The sequence below is a fragment of the Rugamonas sp. DEMB1 genome, from assembly GCF_029834475.1.
Classification (GTDB): domain Bacteria; phylum Pseudomonadota; class Gammaproteobacteria; order Burkholderiales; family Burkholderiaceae_D; genus Rugamonas; species Rugamonas rubra.
In genome coordinates this window covers 5,138,525-5,157,746 of record NZ_CP122407.1, presented here as the reverse complement: position 1 = coordinate 5,157,746, position 19,222 = coordinate 5,138,525, and the positions used below count along the sequence as shown (strand labels likewise).

At 67.0% G+C, this 19,222-nt stretch carries 13 protein-coding genes and 6 pseudogenes; 14 read left to right on the top strand and 5 right to left on the bottom strand.

Annotation, left to right across the window (positions count from 1 at the left end):
• Positions 1–129: 129 nt before the first annotated feature.
• A complete protein-coding gene (locus QC826_RS23755; protein WP_279762730.1) occupies positions 130–672 on the bottom strand; it encodes a GNAT family N-acetyltransferase in 543 nt (180 codons plus the stop codon).
• Positions 673–840: 168 nt separating this feature from the next.
• On the opposite strand from QC826_RS23755, the gene QC826_RS23750 reads away from it, so the two are divergent.
• Positions 841–1,791, top strand: a complete 951-nt coding sequence (locus QC826_RS23750; protein WP_279762729.1) for a choice-of-anchor A family protein — start codon at positions 841–843, stop codon at positions 1,789–1,791.
• Between the two features lie 211 nt (positions 1,792–2,002).
• Positions 2,003–3,097 (top strand): collagen-binding domain-containing protein, encoded by a 1,095-nt coding sequence (locus QC826_RS23745; protein ID WP_279762728.1) that lies wholly within the window; start codon positions 2,003–2,005, stop codon positions 3,095–3,097.
• A 61-nt stretch (positions 3,098–3,158) separates the two neighbouring features.
• Here the strand turns inward: QC826_RS23745 and QC826_RS23740 are convergent, their stop codons facing one another.
• The 3 genes and pseudogenes from QC826_RS23740 to QC826_RS23730 all read right to left on the bottom strand — a co-directional run.
• Entirely contained in the window at positions 3,159–3,815 is a 657-nt protein-coding gene (locus QC826_RS23740) for a TetR/AcrR family transcriptional regulator (protein WP_279762727.1), read from the bottom strand.
• A gap of 10 nt (positions 3,816–3,825) precedes the next feature.
• A complete protein-coding gene (locus QC826_RS23735; RefSeq protein WP_279762726.1) occupies positions 3,826–4,914 on the bottom strand; it encodes a PLP-dependent aminotransferase family protein in 1,089 nt (362 codons plus the stop codon).
• 152 nt (positions 4,915–5,066) lie between these two features.
• Positions 5,067–5,165, bottom strand: a pseudogene (locus QC826_RS23730) (hypothetical protein); the annotation flags it as partial.
• Here QC826_RS23730 and QC826_RS23725 point away from each other — a divergent pair.
• From QC826_RS23725 to QC826_RS23685, 9 genes and pseudogenes are all read left to right on the top strand, one after another.
• Complete coding sequence (locus QC826_RS23725; protein WP_279766648.1) at positions 5,131–5,346, top strand: hypothetical protein; 216 nt, start codon at positions 5,131–5,133, stop codon at positions 5,344–5,346. The pseudogene QC826_RS23730 and the gene QC826_RS23725 overlap by 35 nt on opposite strands.
• A 153-nt stretch (positions 5,347–5,499) precedes the next feature.
• Positions 5,500–6,817 (top strand): annotated as a pseudogene (locus tag QC826_RS23720) (aspartate aminotransferase family protein).
• Positions 6,818–7,004: 187 nt separating this feature from the next.
• A complete protein-coding gene (gene ald / locus QC826_RS23715; protein WP_279762725.1) occupies positions 7,005–8,120 on the top strand; it encodes an alanine dehydrogenase in 1,116 nt (371 codons plus the stop codon).
• Positions 8,121–8,150: 30 nt separating this feature from the next.
• Positions 8,151–9,653, top strand: a complete 1,503-nt coding sequence (locus tag QC826_RS23710; RefSeq protein WP_279762724.1) for a CoA-acylating methylmalonate-semialdehyde dehydrogenase — start codon at positions 8,151–8,153, stop codon at positions 9,651–9,653.
• A gap of 155 nt (positions 9,654–9,808) precedes the next feature.
• A pseudogene (locus tag QC826_RS23705) lies at positions 9,809–11,192 on the top strand (NAD(P)-dependent oxidoreductase).
• A pseudogene (preA, locus tag QC826_RS23700) lies at positions 11,192–12,564 on the top strand (NAD-dependent dihydropyrimidine dehydrogenase subunit PreA). The pseudogenes QC826_RS23705 and preA overlap by 1 nt, the downstream one beginning before the upstream one ends.
• Positions 12,565–12,633: 69 nt before the next feature.
• Positions 12,634–14,119: pseudogene (locus QC826_RS23695) on the top strand (NCS1 family nucleobase:cation symporter-1).
• A 28-nt stretch (positions 14,120–14,147) separates the two neighbouring features.
• Entirely contained in the window at positions 14,148–15,542 is a 1,395-nt protein-coding gene (hydA, locus tag QC826_RS23690) for a dihydropyrimidinase (protein WP_279762723.1), read from the top strand.
• Between the two features lie 69 nt (positions 15,543–15,611).
• Positions 15,612–16,847 carry a Zn-dependent hydrolase gene (locus tag QC826_RS23685; RefSeq protein ID WP_279762722.1) on the top strand — a complete coding sequence of 412 codons (1,236 nt, stop codon included), beginning with the start codon at positions 15,612–15,614 and terminating at the stop codon, positions 16,845–16,847.
• A gap of 35 nt (positions 16,848–16,882) precedes the next feature.
• On the opposite strand, the gene QC826_RS23680 is transcribed toward QC826_RS23685, so the two are convergent.
• The gene (locus QC826_RS23680; protein WP_279762721.1) at positions 16,883–17,758 is read right to left on the bottom strand and encodes an alpha/beta fold hydrolase; all 876 of its coding nucleotides are present in this window, start codon (positions 17,756–17,758) and stop codon (positions 16,883–16,885) included.
• A gap of 55 nt (positions 17,759–17,813) precedes the next feature.
• Between QC826_RS23680 and QC826_RS23675 the strand changes: the two genes are divergently transcribed.
• The 3 genes and pseudogenes from QC826_RS23675 to QC826_RS23665 all read left to right on the top strand — a co-directional run bounded on the left by QC826_RS23675 (position 17,814) and on the right by QC826_RS23665 (position 19,206).
• Complete coding sequence (locus QC826_RS23675; protein ID WP_093387697.1) at positions 17,814–18,431, top strand: TetR/AcrR family transcriptional regulator; 618 nt, start codon at positions 17,814–17,816, stop codon at positions 18,429–18,431.
• Positions 18,428–18,616 (top strand): annotated as a pseudogene (locus tag QC826_RS23670) (enoyl-CoA hydratase-related protein); the annotation flags it as partial. The gene QC826_RS23675 and the pseudogene QC826_RS23670, both read left to right, overlap by 4 nt.
• 110 nt (positions 18,617–18,726) lie before the next feature.
• On the top strand, positions 18,727–19,206 hold the full coding sequence (locus QC826_RS23665; protein ID WP_279762720.1) for an enoyl-CoA hydratase/isomerase family protein: 480 nt from the start codon (positions 18,727–18,729) through the stop codon (positions 19,204–19,206).
• The last annotated feature ends 16 nt before the right edge of the window (positions 19,207–19,222 follow it).

Genomic DNA, 19,222 nt, shown 5'->3' with positions numbered 1-19,222 from the left:
CGGTTGATGGAATGGTGCCACTGTAGCGCGGCCGCCGGCGCGCCCTAAGCGGATTCCGATCAATGGTCGATTCGACGGCATGGCCGGCGGGAGCCGCCGACGAACGGCGCCGTCCGGCGGTTCAGTCGCTCAGCCTTTGGCGGCGCGCCAGTCGCTGCGCAGCAGGCCGTACATGTCGCTGCCGGACACTTCGCCGTTGACGAACCAGCGCTCGCGCAGCCGTCCCTCGAGGCGGAAGTGCAGCTTGCCCAGCAGCTTGGCCGAGGCGGCGTTGTACGGGTGCAGGTCGGCCTCGATGCGGTTCAGCTCGAGCTGCTCGAAGCCATGCTCGATCAGCAGCGTCAGCGCCTCGCCCATATAGCCGTGGCCCCAGTGTGGCCGGCTCAGCAGGTAGCCGATCTCGCAGCGGTGGTTGGTGCGCATGATGGCGTAGAGCGTGACGGTGCCGATCAGTTCGCCCGTCTCGCGCAGTTCCACGCCCAGCCGCAGCGCCGAACCGGCGCGGTAGTCGTCCTCGCTCTGCGTGATGTGCTCGAGCGCCTGGGCGCGTTCGCGCCAGGGCGCAGAGCTCCAATAGCGCATCGTCTCCTCGTCGCGGCAAATGGCGAACAGGACGTCGGCGTCGGCGGGGGTGAGCACGCGCAGGGTCAAGCGCTGGCTGTGCAGTTGCACGGGAATGATGCTGGGCATGGCGTGAGGGGTATGTTGATTTGCAATCTTTATAAGCATACACGAAATGCTCATGGTGTTTTCTGTAATGAAATATTTGCGTTCCGCACGGAAACTATTTGCCGATTTATGATACTCTGATGGTAACTTAAATTGATGTCTGGAAATAATATGCCAAGCATGTCAAAACACTTCCTCGCCGCTGCCGCCACCGCTTTCTGTGCGCTGGCCGCCGGCGCCAGCCAGGCCGCCGTGCTCGACCTGGGCGTGAGCAACGCCAACCTCTTTTCACTCGGTAACTTCAAGGCCTCCAGCAGCGACGTCGAGGGCGCCGTGCTGGTGCGCGGCAACATGACCGCCAGCAGCTATTCAGTCAACGACAAGAACCAGGACGCCTACGGCAAGAACAACGGCTCCGGCTATTCGCTGGCGGTGGGCGGCAACCTCGACTACAGCTCCGGCTCTATCAAGCACGGCAAGATCTACGTCGGCGGTAGCACCAAGACCAGCAGCGTCGGTCTGCAAAGCTCGACCATCACAAAGACCGCGCCGGTGTCCTTCGACGCGCTGGCCAGCAACGCCAAGAACGTCTCGAGCTCGCTGTCCAAGGTGGCCACGACCGGCTCGTCGGCTATCCAGTACGGCGGCATGACCCTCACCGGCAGCAAGAAGTCGGTGGAGGTGTTCAACCTGAGCGGCAAGGACCTGTCCAGCGTCAACAATTTCACCCTTAGCGGCCTGAGCAAGAATGCCACGCTGATCTTCAACGTCAGCGGCGCCGACGCCATCGGCTTCAACCAGAACGGTGTGGGCCTGGACGGCTTCAAGGATTACAACGTGCTGTTCAACTTCTATCAAAGCACGGCGCTGAACATCCAGAGCGTCGGCATCCAGGGTAGCCTGTTGGCGCCGCTGGCCACGGTCACCGGCTATGGCGGCCAGATCAACGGCAACGTGATCGTTGGCGACTGGCTGTCGAATGTCCAGGTCAACGCCAACCATTTCTTCAAGCCCGTCAACGTGAGCGGCTATGTGACGGCGGTGCCCGAGCCGGAGACCTATGCGATGCTGCTGGCGGGCCTGGGCCTGCTGGGCGTGATGCGCCGCCGCCGGCGCGGCTGAGTCGAATCCCTGTAGTGGTAGTGTTGAGCCGCCCGGCATGCCGGGCGGTTTTTTTGGGGCGGAGTGAAAATTGTTGTGCCAGTTACAAAAATAATTTCTTTTCTGGCATCTAATTGATTAAAATCATGATACTATTATCGTAATGTTAGTTTCAATTATGCAATTTCGCCGGTGATGTTTCTGGCGGCTTTCTTTACGATAGGAGTGGTACATGTTGGTACGTCCAGTTTCCCTTAGCGCGCTCGCCGTCGCTGCCTTGTTCTCCAGCGCGGCCCAGGCCGCCCCCCTCAGCGCGACCCAGGTCTTGCAGCAATTCAATGTGGTGGTGACTGGCGATATCCACTCGAGCTCCCACGTCGACGGCCGCACCTTCGCCGGCGGCAACGTCGCCGGCGGCGACTATGTGCAGCACGTCAACGACACGCCGGCCTCGGCCTATGCCGGCCTGACCGTGGGCGGCAATCTGAGCGGCGCCAACGTCAACGGCCTCGGCGTGGTGGTCGGCGGCGACATCTATTTCCGTGGTGTCAACAGCGGCGCCGCCTACGTCGGCGGCAAGGCCACCGGCGTCAGCTTCGGCGGCGACGCCTGGGTCGGCGGCGTCGCCGACGGCGTCAACTTCAACGGCGCCGGCCATGCCGCCAGCCTGGTCAACACCAACAACAACCGCCCGCTGGCGGCGCCGACGGCGGCGATGAACAGCACCCTGGCGGCGTCGACCTCGACCAACTTCGGCAGCGTGCTCGGTGGCCTGTCGAGTTCCTTGTCCACGCTGCACAGCACAGGCAGCACGGTGGACTTCAGCAACAACAACCACCAGGTGACCTTCAACGCCGTGGCGCAAAACGGCGTCGCCGTGTTCGACCTGCGCGCGCTCGACAGCAGCATCTTCTCGGCCACCACCACCGACATCGCCTTCAACCTGAACGGCGCCACCACGGTGATCCTCAACACCGACGACAAGAACCTGAGCCTGATGGCCAACTTCAACCAGGCGCAGTCGCTGGGCGGCCAATTGATCTGGAACTTCGCCGGCGCCGAGAGCGTCACCGTCGGCCGCACCTTCGGCGGCCAAGTGCTGGCCACCGGCGGCACCTTCAGCAACGCGGGCGGCGCCAACGTCGAGGGCGGCGTGTTCGCCGCCAACCTGCACCAGTACGGCGAGATCCACCTGCAATCGTTCAGCGGCGCGCTGCCGGTGACGGCCGTGCCGGAACCGGAAGGCTACGCCATGATGGGCCTCGGCCTGGGCCTGCTCGGCCTGGTGGCGCGCCGCCGCAAGCCGGCGCCGTTCCGCCAGTCCTGATGTAAGGGGCCGGCCGCCGCGCCGGCCCTGTCCTCCCATTCGGCCATGCCGTGCCGCCTCCTCAGGCGGCGACGCGGACGGTGGCCAGCACCATGTCGACGATGAGCTTTTCGGCGTCGTCGAAGTCCTTCTTGTTGAGCTGCTTGCGGTTCAACACCAGCCCCATTTGCGTCGAGAAGTCGGCGTAGGATTGGGTCATCGCCCAGATCGCGAACAGCAGATGGGTGGCGTTGACCGGCGCGATCTTGCCGGCGCTGATCCACTGCTCGAACACCTCGATATCCTTGCGCAGCAGCGGCACCACGCGGCTCTGGATCTGCGCGCCGTACAACTGCGCGCCGCCGATCACCTCCATCGCGTACACCCGCGAGGCCCAGGGCTGCTCGCGCGAGAAGCGCAGCTTGGCCTGCACGTAGGCGCGCAGCGCCTCCTGCGGCTCGTCGTCGGCGTGGGCCAGGTGCTCCATGCGCTCGAGCCACTCGTCGAGCACGTTGTCGAGCACGCGCTGGTACAAGGCCTGCTTGGTGGGGAAGTAGTACATCAGGTTCTGCTTCGACAGGCCGGCGTTCTCCGCCACGGTGGCGATCGAGGCGCCCTCGTAGCCGCATTCGGCGAACACCTTGACCGCCTCGGCGGCGATGTCGGCCTCCAGCTTGTCGCGGTTGAGCACGCGCCGCTTGATCTTCGGCGCGGCGGTGGACGGTTTGACAGTGGCCATGGTCTCTCTTTCAGCTTGGTCGGATCGACTGCAAAAAGGTCAGCAGCTGCAGGCGGTCGCTGTAGGCGACGTTGAAACGGAACCAGACCGTGTCGGCCTGGCGCAGCATGAAGAATTCGTTGGGCGACAGCAGGATGCCGGACTTGAGCGCCTGGTCGGCGATCAGCTTGCCGTTCCACTCGGCCGTCGGCGCCACGTCCCAGCCGGCGCTGACGAACATGCCGCCGCGCGGCCGCGCCAGCGGCGCCATGCCGGCCGCGCGCAGGCTGTCGATGGTGCGCTCGCGGCCGGCGTCGAGCTGGTTGATCAGCTTTTCCAGCATGCGCTTGTAGGGCCGCGCCGTGACGGCGTGGTAGACGGCGCGCTCGTTGATCTCCGAGGTGGTCAGGCCGGCCAGCATCTTCACCCGCAGCAGCTCGGGCAGCAGCTGCGCCGAGGCGCTGATCGAGCCGACCCGCAGCACCGGCGACAGGGTCTTGGAGAAGCTGCCGACGCGGATCACCCGGCGCAGGCCGTCCATCGCCGCCAGCGAGGCCTCGCCGCGCGGCGCCAGCTCGCGGTAGATGTCGTCCTCGACCAGCCAGAAGTCGAACTGCTCGGCCAGACCGAGCAGGCGGTGCGCCTGCGCCGCGCTGAGCGAGGTGCCCAGCGGGTTTTGCAGCACCGTGTTGACGAACATGAGCTTGGGCTGGGTGAGGGCGGCCTGCGCCGCCAACGCCGCCATGTCCAGCCCCTGCGGTCCGCGCGGGATGCCTACCGGGACGCAGCCGTGGTGGCGGATCAGCGACAACAGGTTGCTGTAGCCGGGGTCCTCGACCAGCACGGTGTCGCCCGGCTTGGTCAGGCTGCGCAGGATCAGGTCGAAGGCGTGGGTGGCGCCGTGGGTCAGCAGGATCTGCTCCGGCTCGACGGCGTACAGCTCGTCCGACAGCGTCGCCGCCATGTGCTGGCGCAGCGTGGGGAAGCCGAGCGGGTGGCCGTAGCCGCGCAGGCGGTTGGCCGGGATGCGCATGGCCTGGCGCACCGCGTCGAGGATGGTGTCCTCGCCGTACCACTCGGGCGGCAGCCAGCCGGCGCCGACCGGCAGCGCGTCCGACACGCCGGAATACAGGTCCGGGGTGAGGGCGTCGATCGCCGTCGGGCTGGAGTGGAAGGGCGGCGGCAGCAGCGCCGCCGGCAGGCCTGGCGCGCGACGAAATAGCCGGAACCACGGCGCGAGGACAGCAGTCCCAGGGTCACCAGGCGGTCGTAGGCCTCGACAACTGTAAAGGTGCTGACGCCATTACACTTGGCGAACTGCCGCACGGAGGGCATTTTGGTGCCGATGCGCAGCTCGCGCCTGGCCACCATGGCGCTGACAGCGGCGACGATCTGCTCGACCAGGCTGCCCTTGCCGCCGCGCTCGATCGCCACCAGCGGCCAGGCGCCGTCGGCCGCCGCCGGGTCCGCCGCCGGCGGCGCGGAATTGTGCTGGTCCATCGTCGCTGTCCCCTGGTTGTGCCCGCCCCGTTCGGGGCAAAGCAAACTGTAGTGTTTTTGTCGCCTGTACGGTTGGACGGTTTTGCTATTTGTGTATCTGTGCCATAGTTGAAGCGCTGTCTATTATTGCATCATCATTTTGCCAACTGGTAAATTTTTTGTCCGGTTCATCAAAAAAACCGCAGTAGTTTTCAGGAGAAAACGCATGAACGAATCCCGCCCAGAATCGATGTCCGCGTTTTGGATGCCCTTCACCAACAACCGCGACTTCAAGGCCAATCCCCGTCTGCTGGTGTCGGCCGAAGGCATGTACTACCGCGACGTCGACGGCAACGCCATCCTCGACGGCACCGCCGGCCTGTGGTGCGTGCCCTGCGGCCACGCCCAACCCGTCATCGTCGCCGCCGTGCGCGAGATGATCGGCCAGCTCGACTTCGCCCCCACCTTCCAGATGGGCCACCCGGCCGCCTTCGACCTGGCCGAGAAGCTGATGGACTACACCAACCACCGCTTCGGCCACGTCTTCTACACCAACTCCGGCTCCGAGGCGGTGGACACCGCGTTGAAGATGGCGCTGGCTTACCACAAGGCGCGCGGCGAGGCCGGCCGCACCCGCCTGATCGGCCGCGAGCGCGGCTACCACGGTGTCGGCTTCGGCGGCATGTCGGTCGGCGGCATCGCCGGCAACCGCAAGGCCTACGGCGCCGGCCTGCCGTATGTCGACCACCTGCCGCACACCCACAACCTGGAGAAGAACGCCTACACGCGCGGCGAGCCGGAGCACGGCGCCAACCTGGCCGACGAGCTCGAACGCATCGTCGCGCTGCACGACGCCTCGACCATCGCCGCCGTCATCGTCGAGCCGGTGGCCGGCTCCACCGGCGTGCTGATCCCGCCCAAGGGCTACCTGAAGCGGCTGCGCGAGCTGTGCACCAAGCACGGCATCCTGCTGATCTTCGACGAGGTGATCACCGGCTTCGGCCGCCTGACCACGCCATTCGCCGCCGACTACTTCGACGTCGAGCCGGACCTGATGACCACCGCCAAGGGCCTGACCAACGGCGTGGTGCCGATGGGCGCGGTGTTCTCGAAAAAATTCGTCCACGACGCCTTCATGGACGCGCCGCCGGGCATCGAGCTGTTCCACGGCTACACCTATTCCGGCCACCCGCTGGCCTGCGCCGCCTCGCTGGCCACGCTGCGGGTGTTCGAGGAGCAGAAGATCTTGGAGCACGCCGCCGGCATGCAGGAGTACTGGGCCGACGCGGTGCATTCGTTGAAGAGCCTGCCGCATGTGATCGACATCCGCACCATCGGCCTGATCGCCGGCATCGAGCTGGCGCCGATCACCGGCAAGCCGGGCGCGCGCGCCTTCGACGCCTTCGAAGAAGGCCTTCGCCGACGGTGTGCTGATCCGCACCACCGGCGACATCATCGCCCTGTCGCCGCCGCTGGTGCTGGAGAAAAAACACATCGATGAACTGTTCGGCAAACTGCGCACCGTGTTGAAGAATCTCGCCTAGACGGCGATGTATCTGGGGGGCGGGGCCACAAGCCCCGGCCCCCCGCCTAAGGTTCATGCCGCAAAGAGATGCCCAGGGTCAGACCCTCAGGGTCTGACCCTAGATTTTCGCCCTTGGGGTTTCTTCGCTTAGCTGCATGATCTGCTGATGTCCAATTGCTTCCAAATATAACAACGAGGAGAACAGCATGTTGGTAGGCGTCCCCAAAGAGATCAAGAACCAGGAATCGCGCGTCGGCCTGACCCCGGCCAGCGTCAAGGAACTCACGCTGCGCGGCCACCAGGTGCTGGTGCAAACCAACGCCGGCACCGCCATCGGCCTGAGCGACGCCATGTACCTGGGCGCCGGCGCGAGCATCGTCGACACGGCCAAGGAAGTCTTCGCCCGCGCCGAGATGATCGTCAAGGTCAAGGAGCCGCAGCCGCAGGAGTGCGCCATGCTGCGCGAAGACCAGATCCTCTACACCTACCTGCACCTCGCCCCCGACCCGGAGCAGACGCGCGCGCTGATGGCCTCCGGCGCCGTCTGCCTGGCCTATGAAACCATCACCGGCCCCAACGGCGGCCTGCCGCTGCTGGCGCCAATGAGCGAGGTGGCCGGCCGCATGGCCATCCAGGCCGGTGCCGCCCACCTGGAAAAATCCAAGGGCGGCATGGGCCTGCTGCTGGGCGGCGTGCCCGGCGTGGCGCCCGGCCACATCGCCATCATCGGCGCCGGCGTGGTCGGCACCAACGCGCTGCAAATGGCCATCGGCATCGGCGCCCGCGTCACCATCCTCGACAAGAACATCGACCGCCTGCGCCAGCTCGATCTGATCTACGGCAACCGCGTCGCCACACGCTACTCCAACGCCCACAGCATCGAGGAGGCGGTGTTCGACGCCGACCTGGTGGTGGGCGGCGTGCTGGTGCCCGGCGCGGCCGCGCCCAAGCTGGTCACCGCCGCCATGATCGCCCGCATGAAGCCGGGCGCCGTGGTGGTCGACGTGGCCATCGACCAGGGCGGCTGCTTCGAAACCTCGCACGCCACCACGCACGAACAACCGACCTACGTGGTCGACGGCGTGGTGCACTACTGCGTCGCCAACATGCCGGGCGCGGTGGCGCGCACCTCCACCTTCGCGCTCAACAACGCCACCATCGCGCATGCACTTGCGCTGGCCGACAAGGGCTGGCGCCGCGCCGTCGCCGCCAATCCGCATTTGAAACAAGGCCTCAACGTCTGCCACGGCCACGTCACCTACGAGGCGGTGGCGCACGCGCTGGGCTACACCTACGTCGACCCCGACACGCTGCTGGTCTAAGACCGGCGGCACCACTTTGAACGGAACATCATGAACCAGCTAGACACCATCACGCACTTCATCAACGGCGCCAAGGTCGACACCCTGAGCGGACGCTACGCCGACGTCTACAACCCGGCGCTGGGCGAGCCGGTGGCGCGCGTCGCGCTGGGCACCGTGGCCGAGGTGGACGCCGCCGTGCAGGCCGCCGCCGCCGCCTTCCCCTCGTGGTCGGCGACGCCGCCGCTGACCCGCGCCCGCGTGCTGTTCAAGTACCTGCAACTGTGCCAGCAGCACACCGACGAATTCGCCGCCATGCTGACGCGCGAACACGGCAAGACCTTCGCCGACGCCCAGGGCGAGGTGGCGCGCGGCATCGAGATGGTCGAATTCGCCGTTGGCATTCCGCAGATGCTGAAGGGCGAATTCACCGACCAGATCTCGCGCGGTATCGACGCCTGGTCGATGCGCCAAGCACTCGGCGTGGTGGCCGGCATCACGCCGTTCAACTTCCCGGTGATGGTGCCGATGTGGATGTTCCCGGTCGCCATCGCCTGCGGCAACACCTTCATCCTCAAGCCGTCCGAGCGCGACCCGTCGCCGTCGCTGCTGCACGCCGCGCTGCTCAAGGAGGCCGGTTTGCCGGACGGCGTGTTCAACGTCGTCCAGGGCGACAAGGTCACCGTCGACGCGCTGCTCGACCATCCGGTGGTGCAGGCGGTCAGCTTCGTCGGCTCGACGCCGATCGCCGAATACATCTACGCGCGCGGCAGCGCCAGCGGCAAGCGGGTGCAAGCGCTGGGCGGCGCCAAGAACCACATGGTGGTGATGCCCGACGCCGACATGGACATGACGGTGGACGCGCTGATGGGCGCCGCCTACGGCTCGGCCGGCGAGCGCTGCATGGCGATCTCGGTGGTGGTGGCGGTGGGCGACGCCGGCGACAAACTGGTGCACGCACTGGCACAGCGCACGGCCGCACTGAAAATACGCGACGGCATGGCGGCCGACGCCGAGATGGGACCGGTGGTGTCGAGCGCCGCCAAGCAGCGCATCGAGAAGCTGATCGGCGAGGGCGTCGAGCAGGGCGCAACGCTGGTGGTGGACGGCCGCAACTGTACGGTGGCCGGCCGCGAGAATGGTTTCTTCGTCGGCGGCACCTTGTTCGACCACGTCACGCCGGACATGTCGATCTACAAGGAGGAGATTTTCGGCCCGGTGTTGTGCATGCTGCGCGCGCCCGACGTGGTGCACGCGGTGGAGCTCATCAACCGCAACGAGTACGGCAACGGCGTGGCCATCTACACGCGCGACGGCGGCGTGGCGCGCGAGTTCGTGCGGCAGATCCAGGTCGGCATGGTCGGCGTCAACGTGCCGCTGCCGGTGCCGATGGCCTTCAACAGTTTCGGCGGTTGGAAGCGCAGCCTGTTCGGCGACCACCACGCCTACGGTCCCGAGGGCGTGCGCTTCTACACGCGCCACAAGGCCGTGATGCAGCGCTGGCCGAACACCGCCAGCGCTGGTGCGGAATTTGCTTTTCCACAGATGAAGTAGCGCGCTGGCTGTTCGATTGAGCGGCGTGTAAAGATTTGATGGCAGCAAACCAGGGTCAGACCCTAGGGTCTGACCCTCGATTCACGCCAGTGGCTCTTCTTACCTTCGTGCACGCAGTAGTCCATTTGCCCACCAAGCCATTGCCAGGAAAACGAATGATGATCACCTCACTGAACTACATGCCGCACCCGCAGCAAGCCGACGGCGAACTGGCCGCACAATTCACCGACCTGGCGCCGCCGCTGACACCGCGCCAGGCGGCGATTGAAAGCGCGCGCTGCCTGTACTGCTACGACGCGCCGTGCAGCCGCATCTGCCCGTCGGAAATCGACGTGGCCAGCTTTATCCGCAACATCCACGACGAGAACATCAACGGCGCCGCCGTCGGCATCCTCCAGCAGAACATCCTCGGCGGCAGCTGCGCCCGCGTCTGTCCGACCGAGATCCTGTGCGAGGACGCCTGCGTGCGCAACCACGACGCCGAGGGCCAGCCGGTCAAGATCGGCCTGCTGCAGCGCTACGCCGTCGACCACATGCAGCTGAACGGCCACCCCTTCGCCCGCGCCGCGGCCACCGGCAAGACCGTCGCCGTGGTCGGCGCCGGCCCGGCCGGCCTGTCCTGCGCGCACCGCCTGGCCATGCTGGGCAACGACGTCGTCGTCTTCGAGGCGCGCGAAAAATCCGGCGGCCTGAACGAATACGGCATCGCCAAATACAAGCTGACCGACGACTTCGCACAGAAGGAGGTGGAGTTCCTGCTCGGCGTGGGCGGCATCACGGTCCGCCACGGCCAGACCCTGGGCGGCAATCTTCAATTGAAAGGGCCTGCACGCGCAGTACGACGCGGTGTTCCTCGGCCTGGGCCTGGGCGCCAGCCGCCAGTTGGGCCTGACCGGCGAGGACGCACCCGGCCTGCTGGCCGCCGTCGACTACATCGCCGCGCTGCGCCAGGCCGACGACTTGAGCGAGCTGCCGCTGCCGGCGCGCGCCATCGTCATCGGCGCCGGCAACACGGCGATCGACATGGCGGTGCAGATCCAGCGCCTCGGCGCGCGCGAGGTCACGCTGGTCTACCGCCGTGGCTTCGACGCGATGAGCGCGACCCACCACGAGCAGGACATCGCCAAGGCCAACCAGGTGCGCATGCAGACCTGGGCCCAGCCGCAGCAGGTGCTGCTGGACGACGCCGGCCGCGTGCGCGGCATGCGCTTCGAGCGAACCGCGCTGGTCAACGGTCGCCTGGCCGGCACCGGCGAGACCTTCGAGATCGCCGCCGACGCCGTCTTCAAGGCCATCGGCCAGAGCCTGGACGCGCACAGCATCGCCGATCCGCTGGCGGCCATGTTGAAGCGCGACGGCGACAAGATCGAAGTCGACGCGCAATTCCGCACCGTCCTGCCGGGCATCTACGCCGGCGGCGATTGCGTCGCGCCGGGGCAGGACTTGACGGTGCAGGCGGTCCAGCACGGCAAGCTGGCCGCGCTGGCGATTCACGCGGACATTCAACTGAACACCAAGGCGAAAGTGGAGGCTGCATAATGGCTGATCTGTCCATCAATTTTTGCGGCATCAAGTCGCCCAATCCTTTCTGGCTGGCCTCCGCGCCGCCCACCGACAAGGCCTACAACGTGGTGCGCGCCTTCGAGGCCGGCTGGGGCGGCGTGGTGTGGAAGACGCTGGGCGAAGACCCTCCGGCCGTCAACGTCTCGTCGCGCTACTCGGCGCACTACGGCAAGAACCGCGAGGTGCTCGGCTTTAACAACATCGAGCTGATCACCGACCGCTCGCTGGAGATCAACCTGCGCGAGATCACCCAGGTCAAGAAGGACTGGCCGGACCGCGCCATCGTCGTTTCGCTGATGCTGCCCTGCGAGGAGCAGCTGTGGGCCAACATCCTGCCGCTGGTGGAGGCCACCGGCGCCGACGGCATCGAGCTCAACTTCGGCTGCCCGCACGGCATGCCCGAGCGCGGCATGGGCGCGGCGGTCGGCCAGGTGCCGGAGTACGTGCAGCTGGTGACCAGCTGGTGCAAGAAGCACAGCAAACTGCCGGTGATCGTCAAGCTCACGCCCAACATCACCGACGTGCGCGCGCCGGCCCGCGCCGCCAAGGCCGGCGGCGCCGACGCCGTCTCGCTCATCAACACCATCAACTCGATCACCCATCTGGACCTGGACCGCATGGTGGCCTTCCCGGCGGTGGGCAACGCCAGCACCCACGGCGGCTACTGCGGCTCGGCCGTCAAGCCGATCGCGCTGAACATGGTGGCCGAGATCGCCCGCGACCCCGCCACCAAGGGCTGCCGATCTCCGGCATCGGCGGCATCGGCAACTGGCGCGACGCCGCCGAGTTCATCGCCTTGGGCGCCGGCTCGGTGCAGGTGTGCACCGCCGCCATGCTGCACGGCTTCCGCATCGTCGAGGGGATGAAGGACGGCCTGTCGCGCTGGATGGACGAGAAGGGCTACCGGACCATCGACGACTTCGCCGGCAAGGCGGTGGCCAACACCACCGACTGGAAATACCTGGACATGAACTACCAGGTGATCGCGCAGATCAACCAGGACGACTGCATCAAGTGCGGCCGCTGCTACGTCGCCTGCGAGGACACCTCGCACCAGTCGATCGCCCAGCTGATCGACGCGGCCGGCGTGCGCACCTACGAGGTGATCAAGGAGGAGTGCGTCGGCTGCAATCTGTGCGAGATCACCTGTCCGGTGCAGGGCTGCATCACGATGGTGCCGCAGAAGACCGGCAAGCCGTATATGAACTGGACGCAGGGCCCCGCGCAATCCTCGCGCGGAGCCGGCGCCCGGCGTGGATGCGGCAGCGGCTGCGGCGGGGCAGGGCGCGACAACGGCAACGTTGGAACCAGTGCAAGTCTAGGTATAGAACTTGCAAGCTTGATATAGACTACCGCATCGCCGGCATATAGACCGGCTGTGCGGCAGACGCACGATCAACCCTGGGAGAGAACCAACGTGAGTAAACAACAGTCCGTCAGCACGCAACTCTGGAACGAGGGCCCTGGCGCCGACCAGCGCCGCGCAACGCACCTGGCGCTGGTATCATTTCGCCGCGCTGTGGGTCGGCATGGTGATGTGCATACCCGCCTACACCTTGTCGGCCAGCCTGATCGAGGGCGGCATGTCGGGCTACCAGGCGGTGTTGACGGTGTTCCTCGCCAACGCCATCGTGCTGCTGCCGATGCTGTTGATCGGCCACGCCGGCACCAAGTACGGCATTCCCTACGCGGTGCTGGCGCGCGCCTCCTTCGGCACGCGCGGCGCGCGGCTGCCGGCGCTGATGCGCGCCGTCGTCGCCTGCGGTTGGTACGGCATCCAGACCTGGTTCGGCGGGCAGATGATCTACACCCTGCTCGGCGTGATGTACGGCGGCGAGATCGGCGGCGCCAAGCTGGCCGGCCTGGGCATCAACCCGGTCCAGCTGCTGTGCTTCCTGGCCTTCTGGGGCATCCAGTTCTGGTACATCGTGCACGGCATGGACGCCATCCGCAAGCTGGAGACCTACACCGCGCCGCTGAAGATTTTGATCTGCTTCGTGCTGCTCGGCTGGGTCCACAACAAGGCCGGCGGTTTCGGCGACCTGCTCGGCGCGCCGTCGCAGTTCGTCGAGGGCGGCAAGAAGGCCGGCCAGTTCTGGAGCGCCTTCTGGCCCTCGCTGACGGCGATGGTCGGCTTTTGGGCCACGCTGGCGCTGAACATCCCCGACTTCACCCGCTTCGCCAAGTCGCAGCGCGACCAGATCGTCGGCCAGTCGGTCGGCCTGCCGGTGCCGATGGGGCTGCTGGCGATGCTGGCGGTGATCGTCACCTCGGCCACCGTGGTCTTGTACGGCAAGGCGATCTGGGACCCGGTCGACCTGGCCAGCCGCATGACCGGCATCGCCGTGCTGATCGCCCTGCTGGTGCTGCTGATCGACACCGTCTCGGTCAACCTGGCGGCCAACCTGGTCGGCCCGGCCTACGACTTCTCTTCGCTGGCGCCCAAGCTGATCTCCTACAAGACGGGCGGCTACATCACCGCCGGCATCGCCATCGTCATGATGCCGTGGAAGATACTCGAGTCGACCCAGGGCTACGTCTTCACCTGGTTGATCGGCTATTCGGCGCTGCTCGGCCCCATCGCCGGCATCCTGATCGTCGACTACTACTTCGTGCGCAAGACCGAACTGGCGGTCGACCAGTTGTATCTGGACGACGGCGTCTACTCCTACGGCGGCGGTTGGAACATGGCGGCGCTGGTGGCGTTTGTGGTCGGCGTGCTGCCGAACATCCCCGGTTTCCTCAACGCCGCCTTCCCGGCTAGCTTCCCGCAAGTGGCCGAGGGTTTCAAGACGATTTACACCTATGCCTGGTTTGTTGGAATCGCTATTTCGGCGCTGGTGTATGCGGTTATGATGAAGGGTAAGGCAGTGCCGGCCATGCGGCCGGCGGCCCAGCCCTGAACCCGACCTGAGTCTTACGGAGATGTCTATGACAACCATTATTCGCGGTGGTACCGTGGTCAACGCGGACCGCGCGTTTCGTGCCGATGTGCTGTGCTACGGCGACAAGATCGTCGCCGTCGGCGAGAACCTGGAGGCGCCGCATTCGGCCAAGGTGGTCGACGCCGGCGGCCAATACGTCATACCCGGCGGGATAGACACCCACACCCATATGAACCTGCCCTTCATGGGCACGGTGACGCAGGACGACTTCTTCAGCGGCACCGCCGCCGGCCTGGCCGGCGGCACCACCACCATCATGGACTTCGTCATCCCGGCGCCCAAGCAGTCGCTGATGGAGGCCTACCACACCTGGCGCGGCTGGGCGCAAAAGTCGGCCGGCGACTACACCTTCCACGTCGCCATCACCTGGTGGGACGACAGCGTGCACGCCGACATGGGCACGCTGGTGCGCCAGCACGGCGTGAACAGCTTCAAGCACTTCATGGCGTATAAGAACGCCATCATGGCCGACGACGAGACGCTGGTGAAAAGCTTCCGCCGCTCGCTCGAACTGGGCGCCATCCCCACCGTGCACGCCGAGAACGGCGAGCTGGTGTTCCAGCTGCAGCAAGACCTGCTCCAGCGCGGCATGACCGGCCCCGGCGCGCACCCGTTGTCGCGCCCGCCGGCCGTCGAGGCGGAGGCGGCCAACCGCGCCATCGCCATCGCCGGCGTGCTCGGCACGCCGGTCTACATCGTCCACGTCTCCTGCGCCGAATCGTTGGACGCCATCGCCCGCGCCCGCGCCAACGGCCAGCGCGTCTACGGCGAGGCGCTGGCCGGCCACCTGGTGATCGACGACAGCGTCTACCAGAGCAAGGATTTGGAATATGCCGCCGCCCACGTGATGAGCCCGCCGTTCCGCGGCAAGCACCACCAGGCGGCGCTGTGGCACGGTCTGCAAAGCGGCAACCTGCACACCACCGCCACCGACCACTGCACCTTCTGCGCCGCGCAGAAGGCGGCCGGCAAGGACGACTTCACCAAGATCCCCAACGGCTGCGGCGGCGTCGAGGACCGCATGTCGGTGGTGTGGGACGCCGGCGTCAACAGCGGCAAGCTGACGCCGTCCGAGTTCGTCCGCGTCACCTCGACCAACGCCGCGCAGATCTTCAACATGTACCCGCGCAAGGGCGTGATCGCCGTCGGCTCGGACGCCGACATCGTCGTCTGGGACCCCGAGGGCACCCGCACCATCTCGGCCAAGACGCAGTTCGCCAAGGGCGGCTTCAACGTTTTCGAGGGCCGCACCGTGCGCGGTATCCCCAGCGCCACCCTGGCCGCCGGCAACGTGGTGTTCCAGCGCGGCGAGCTGATGGCCGAGGAGGGCGCCGGCCGCTATGTCGAACGGCCGGCCTTCGCGCCGCTGTCGGCCAGGTAGCGGCGCCGGCACCGGCAGCAGCGTGGGCAAGCGCGATTCGATTTTCAACCGTGGCAGAGGAGCAGGGACATGAGTGAATTGCGCATCAACGGCGCGCGCCTGTGGGCGGCGCTGATGGAATTGGCGCAGATCGGCGCCACCGCCAAGGGTGGCGTCAAACGCCTGGCCCTGACCGACCTGGATAAGCAGGGCCGCGACTTGGTGGTGGGCTGGGGCCGCGCCGCCGGCATGAGCGTCACCATCGACCAGATCGGCAACGTCTTCATGCGCCGCGACGGCCGCAACAACGCGCTGCCGCCGATCATGACGGGCAGCCACATCGACACCCAGCCGACCGGCGGCAAGTTCGACGGCAACTACGGCGTGCTGGCCGGCCTGGAGGTGGTGCGCACCCTGAACGATGCAAACATCCAGACCGAGGCGCCGATCGAGGTGGCCTTCTGGACCAACGAGGAGGGCTCGCGCTTCGTGCCGGTGATGATGGGCTCGGGCGTGTTCTGCGGCGCCTTCAGCCTGGAGACGGCCTACGCCGCGCGCGACACCGAGGGAAAGAGTGTCGGCGAGGAGCTGGCGCGCATCGGCTACCAGGGCGAGCAGGTGCCCGGCCAGCATCCGATCGGCGCCTACTTCGAGACCCATATCGAACAAGGCCCGGTGCTGGAGGACGCCGACAAGGTGATCGGCGTGGTGCCGGCGGTGATGGGCCTGTCCTGGTACGACTGCGTGGTGAGCGGCATGGAGGCGCACGCCGGGCCGACCCCGATGGGCCTGCGCAAGGACGCGCTGCAGGTGGCCACCCGCATCATGCAAGAGGTGGTGGCGATCGCCAACCGCTACCCGCCGTATGGCCGCGGCACGGTGGGCATGGTGCAGGTGTTCCCCAACAGCCGCAACGTGATCCCCGGCGAGGTCAAGTTCAGCATCGACCTGCGCAACGTCAACGACGCGCTGCTCAACACCATGCACGAGGAGATGCTGGCCTTCGTCGAGCAAACCCGGCGCGACAGCGGCCTGGCCATCGGCGTCGAGCGCGTCTCCTACTATCCGCCTTGCCCCTTCCACCCGGACTGCGTCGGCGCGGTGCGCCGCGCCACCGCCGCGTTGGGCTACTCGACGATGGACGTGGTGTCCGGCGCCGGCCACGACGCCATCTACGCCGCCCGCCTGGCGCCGGCCGGCATGATCTTCGTGCCCTGCAAGGACGGCATCAGCCACAACGAGATCGAGGACGCCAAGTCCGAGCATCTGGAGGCCGGCTGCAACGTGCTGCTGCACGCCATGCTCGAGCGCGCCGGCAGCGCCTGAAGCCCCGCCAGCAACAACGGGGACCACCGCCGTGTCTAGACCTGCCCCCGGGGCGCGAGGTGGCGGGTCAGGGCGGCGGCGAACGCTTCGGGCTGTTCCCATTGCGGCGCGTGGCCGGCGCCCGCCAGGCCCACCAGTCGGGTCGTTCCCGTCAGGCGCGCCAGCTGGAGGAAGGTCGCTTCGTTGTAGAGCCGGCTTTCCTTGCCGTAGATGTATTGGCAGCGCTCGCCCAGGCGCGGCAGCAGCGCGCGGTAGTCTTGCCGCGCCATGTCGCTCCACAGTTGCGCCAGCCCCTCCGCCGCGTTGGCGCGCATCAAGGCGGTGAGGCGCGCCAGCAGCGCCGGCTCGGCGCGGGCGCCGCGGGCGAATAGTTTGGCCGCACTTGTCTGCGCCATGCGCGCCCAGTCGGCGCGCACCGCCGCCACCGTCGGCGCCACCATCGCTTCGGGGTAGCCGCCCGTCAGGCCATGGGGCCAGCCCTCGTCGGTGACGATTTTCGCTGTCATGTCGATGACGCTCAGTTTGTCCAGCCGGTCCAGGCCGGCGCCGCGCAGGTGTTCCCACGCGACCATCGCGCCCATCGACCAGCCGACCAGGGAGTAGCGCTCCAGTGCGAGCTGTGCGATGAGTTCGCCCACGTCGGCCGCCAGCACGGCGAGCGTCAGCGGCCCCCGCTGCGGCCCTTGCGGCCCGCCCTGCGATAGGCCGTGGCCGCGCAGGTCGGGCACGATCAACCGCAGGCCTTGTTGCGCCAGCGCCGCTTGGCGCTCGAAGAAGTCGCCCGAGGCGCCCCAGCCGTGCAGCAGGATGATGGCCGGGCCCGCGCCCGCGCCCGCGCCGCTGTCGCGGTAGTGCAGCCGCGCACCGTCGCGCAGCGGCAGGAAAAATTTTGTGTCGGCTGTCGTTGACATTGGAGTTGACCCGTATACAATATGACACATGAATCATATTGTATATTGAGTAGCCATGCAACCGACCCCAGTCAAGAAAATCGAAGCACCGAAGACCGCCCGCGGCATCAAGACGCGGGCCAAGATCCTCAAGGCGGCCGAGCAGGTGTTCGGCAACAAGGGCTTCCATGCCGCCTCGATCTCGGAAATCACCCAGGTCGCCGAGGTGTCGCAGGGCACCTTCTATATTTACTTCCCGGACAAGGAGGAGGCCTTCCGCGCGCTGGTCGAGTTCATGGGCCAGGAGACCCAGGCCTTCATCCGCCAGCGCACCGGCGCCGCCCAGAGCCGCCTGGAGGCCGAGCGCCTCGGCCTGCAGGCTTTCCTGTCCTTCGTCGCCGAGCACAAGAACCTGTACCGCATCGTGCTCGAGTCGCTGTTCGTCGACGAGGCGATCTACCGCAGTTACTTCAGCAAGTTCGGCGCGCTGTACCAGTCGCGTCTGGACGCGGCCGCAGGCAACGGCGAGATCACCGCCGGCGACACCGAGGTGCGGGCCTGGTGCCTGATGGGTATCAGCCATTTCCTCGGCATGCGCTACGGCCTGTGGGACAGCCCGGAGGCGCACGCCCGCGTGGTCGACGCCGCCGCCGATTTCATCAGCAACGGCTTGCGCGCCAAGGATGCGCCATGAGCGCGCTGGTGCTGGTCGAGCGCGACGGCGCGCTGGCGCGGCTGGTGTTGAACCGGCCGGCGCGCCACAACAGCCTGGTGCCGGAGTTGTTGCGCGCGCTGCTGGGCGCGCTCGACGCCTGCGCCGCCGATCCGACGGTGGCCGCGCTGGTGCTGGCGCATGCCGGGCCGTCGTTCTCCACCGGCGGCGACGTGCGCGCCTTCCACGAGCAGGGCCAGGCCTGGCCGCCTACGGCGCCGAGCTGGTCGGCCTGCTCAACGAGGCCATCCTGCGTCTGGCCGGCTACCCCAAGCCGGTGGTGGCGGCGGTCGACGGCACCGTCACCGGCGGCGCGCTCGGCCTGGTGCTGGCCTGCGACATCGTGCTGGTGTCGGCGCGCGCCAGCTTCACGCCGTATTACGTCGACGTCGGCTTCAGCCCGGACGGCGGCTGGACCGCGCTGCTGCCGGCCTTCATCGGCCCGGCGCGCGCGCGCGCGGTGCAGTTGCTGAACCAGCGCATCAGCGCCGAGCAGGCGCTGGCCTGGGGCATGGCTGCCAGGCTGGTGGCCTCGATCGACATGGCCGACCAGGCCGCCGCGACGGCCCGCGCCGTCGCCGCCAAGGTGCCCGGCAGCGTGCGCCGCACGCGCTCCCTGCTGGGCCCGGACCCGCTGCGCCTGGCCGAGGCGCTGGAGCGGGAGCGCAGCGAATTTTTGCAGCAGGTGGTGAGTATGGAAGCACAACAAGGTATGCAGCGATTCTTGTCCCAGGGGAGTCAGGCTGTACAGCGTTAACCCTATTGGAGGAGTG

What these genes read in the sequence shown, in the direction of transcription:
- QC826_RS23750 (WP_279762729.1), top strand. Translation starts at nt 841, where the DNA reads ATGCCAAGCATGTCAAAACACTTCCTCGCCGCTGCCGCCACCGCTTTC.
- QC826_RS23745 (WP_279762728.1), top strand. Translation starts at nt 2,003, where the DNA reads ATGTTGGTACGTCCAGTTTCCCTTAGCGCGCTCGCCGTCGCTGCCTTG.
- QC826_RS23740 (WP_279762727.1), bottom strand. Translation starts at nt 3,815, where the DNA reads ATGGCCACTGTCAAACCGTCCACCGCCGCGCCGAAGATCAAGCGGCGC.
- ald (WP_279762725.1), top strand. Translation starts at nt 7,005, where the DNA reads ATGTTGGTAGGCGTCCCCAAAGAGATCAAGAACCAGGAATCGCGCGTC.
- QC826_RS23710 (WP_279762724.1), top strand. Translation starts at nt 8,151, where the DNA reads ATGAACCAGCTAGACACCATCACGCACTTCATCAACGGCGCCAAGGTC.
- hydA (WP_279762723.1), top strand. Translation starts at nt 14,148, where the DNA reads ATGACAACCATTATTCGCGGTGGTACCGTGGTCAACGCGGACCGCGCG.
- QC826_RS23685 (WP_279762722.1), top strand. Translation starts at nt 15,612, where the DNA reads ATGAGTGAATTGCGCATCAACGGCGCGCGCCTGTGGGCGGCGCTGATG.
- QC826_RS23680 (WP_279762721.1), bottom strand. Translation starts at nt 17,758, where the DNA reads ATGTCAACGACAGCCGACACAAAATTTTTCCTGCCGCTGCGCGACGGT.
- QC826_RS23675 (WP_093387697.1), top strand. Translation starts at nt 17,814, where the DNA reads ATGCAACCGACCCCAGTCAAGAAAATCGAAGCACCGAAGACCGCCCGC.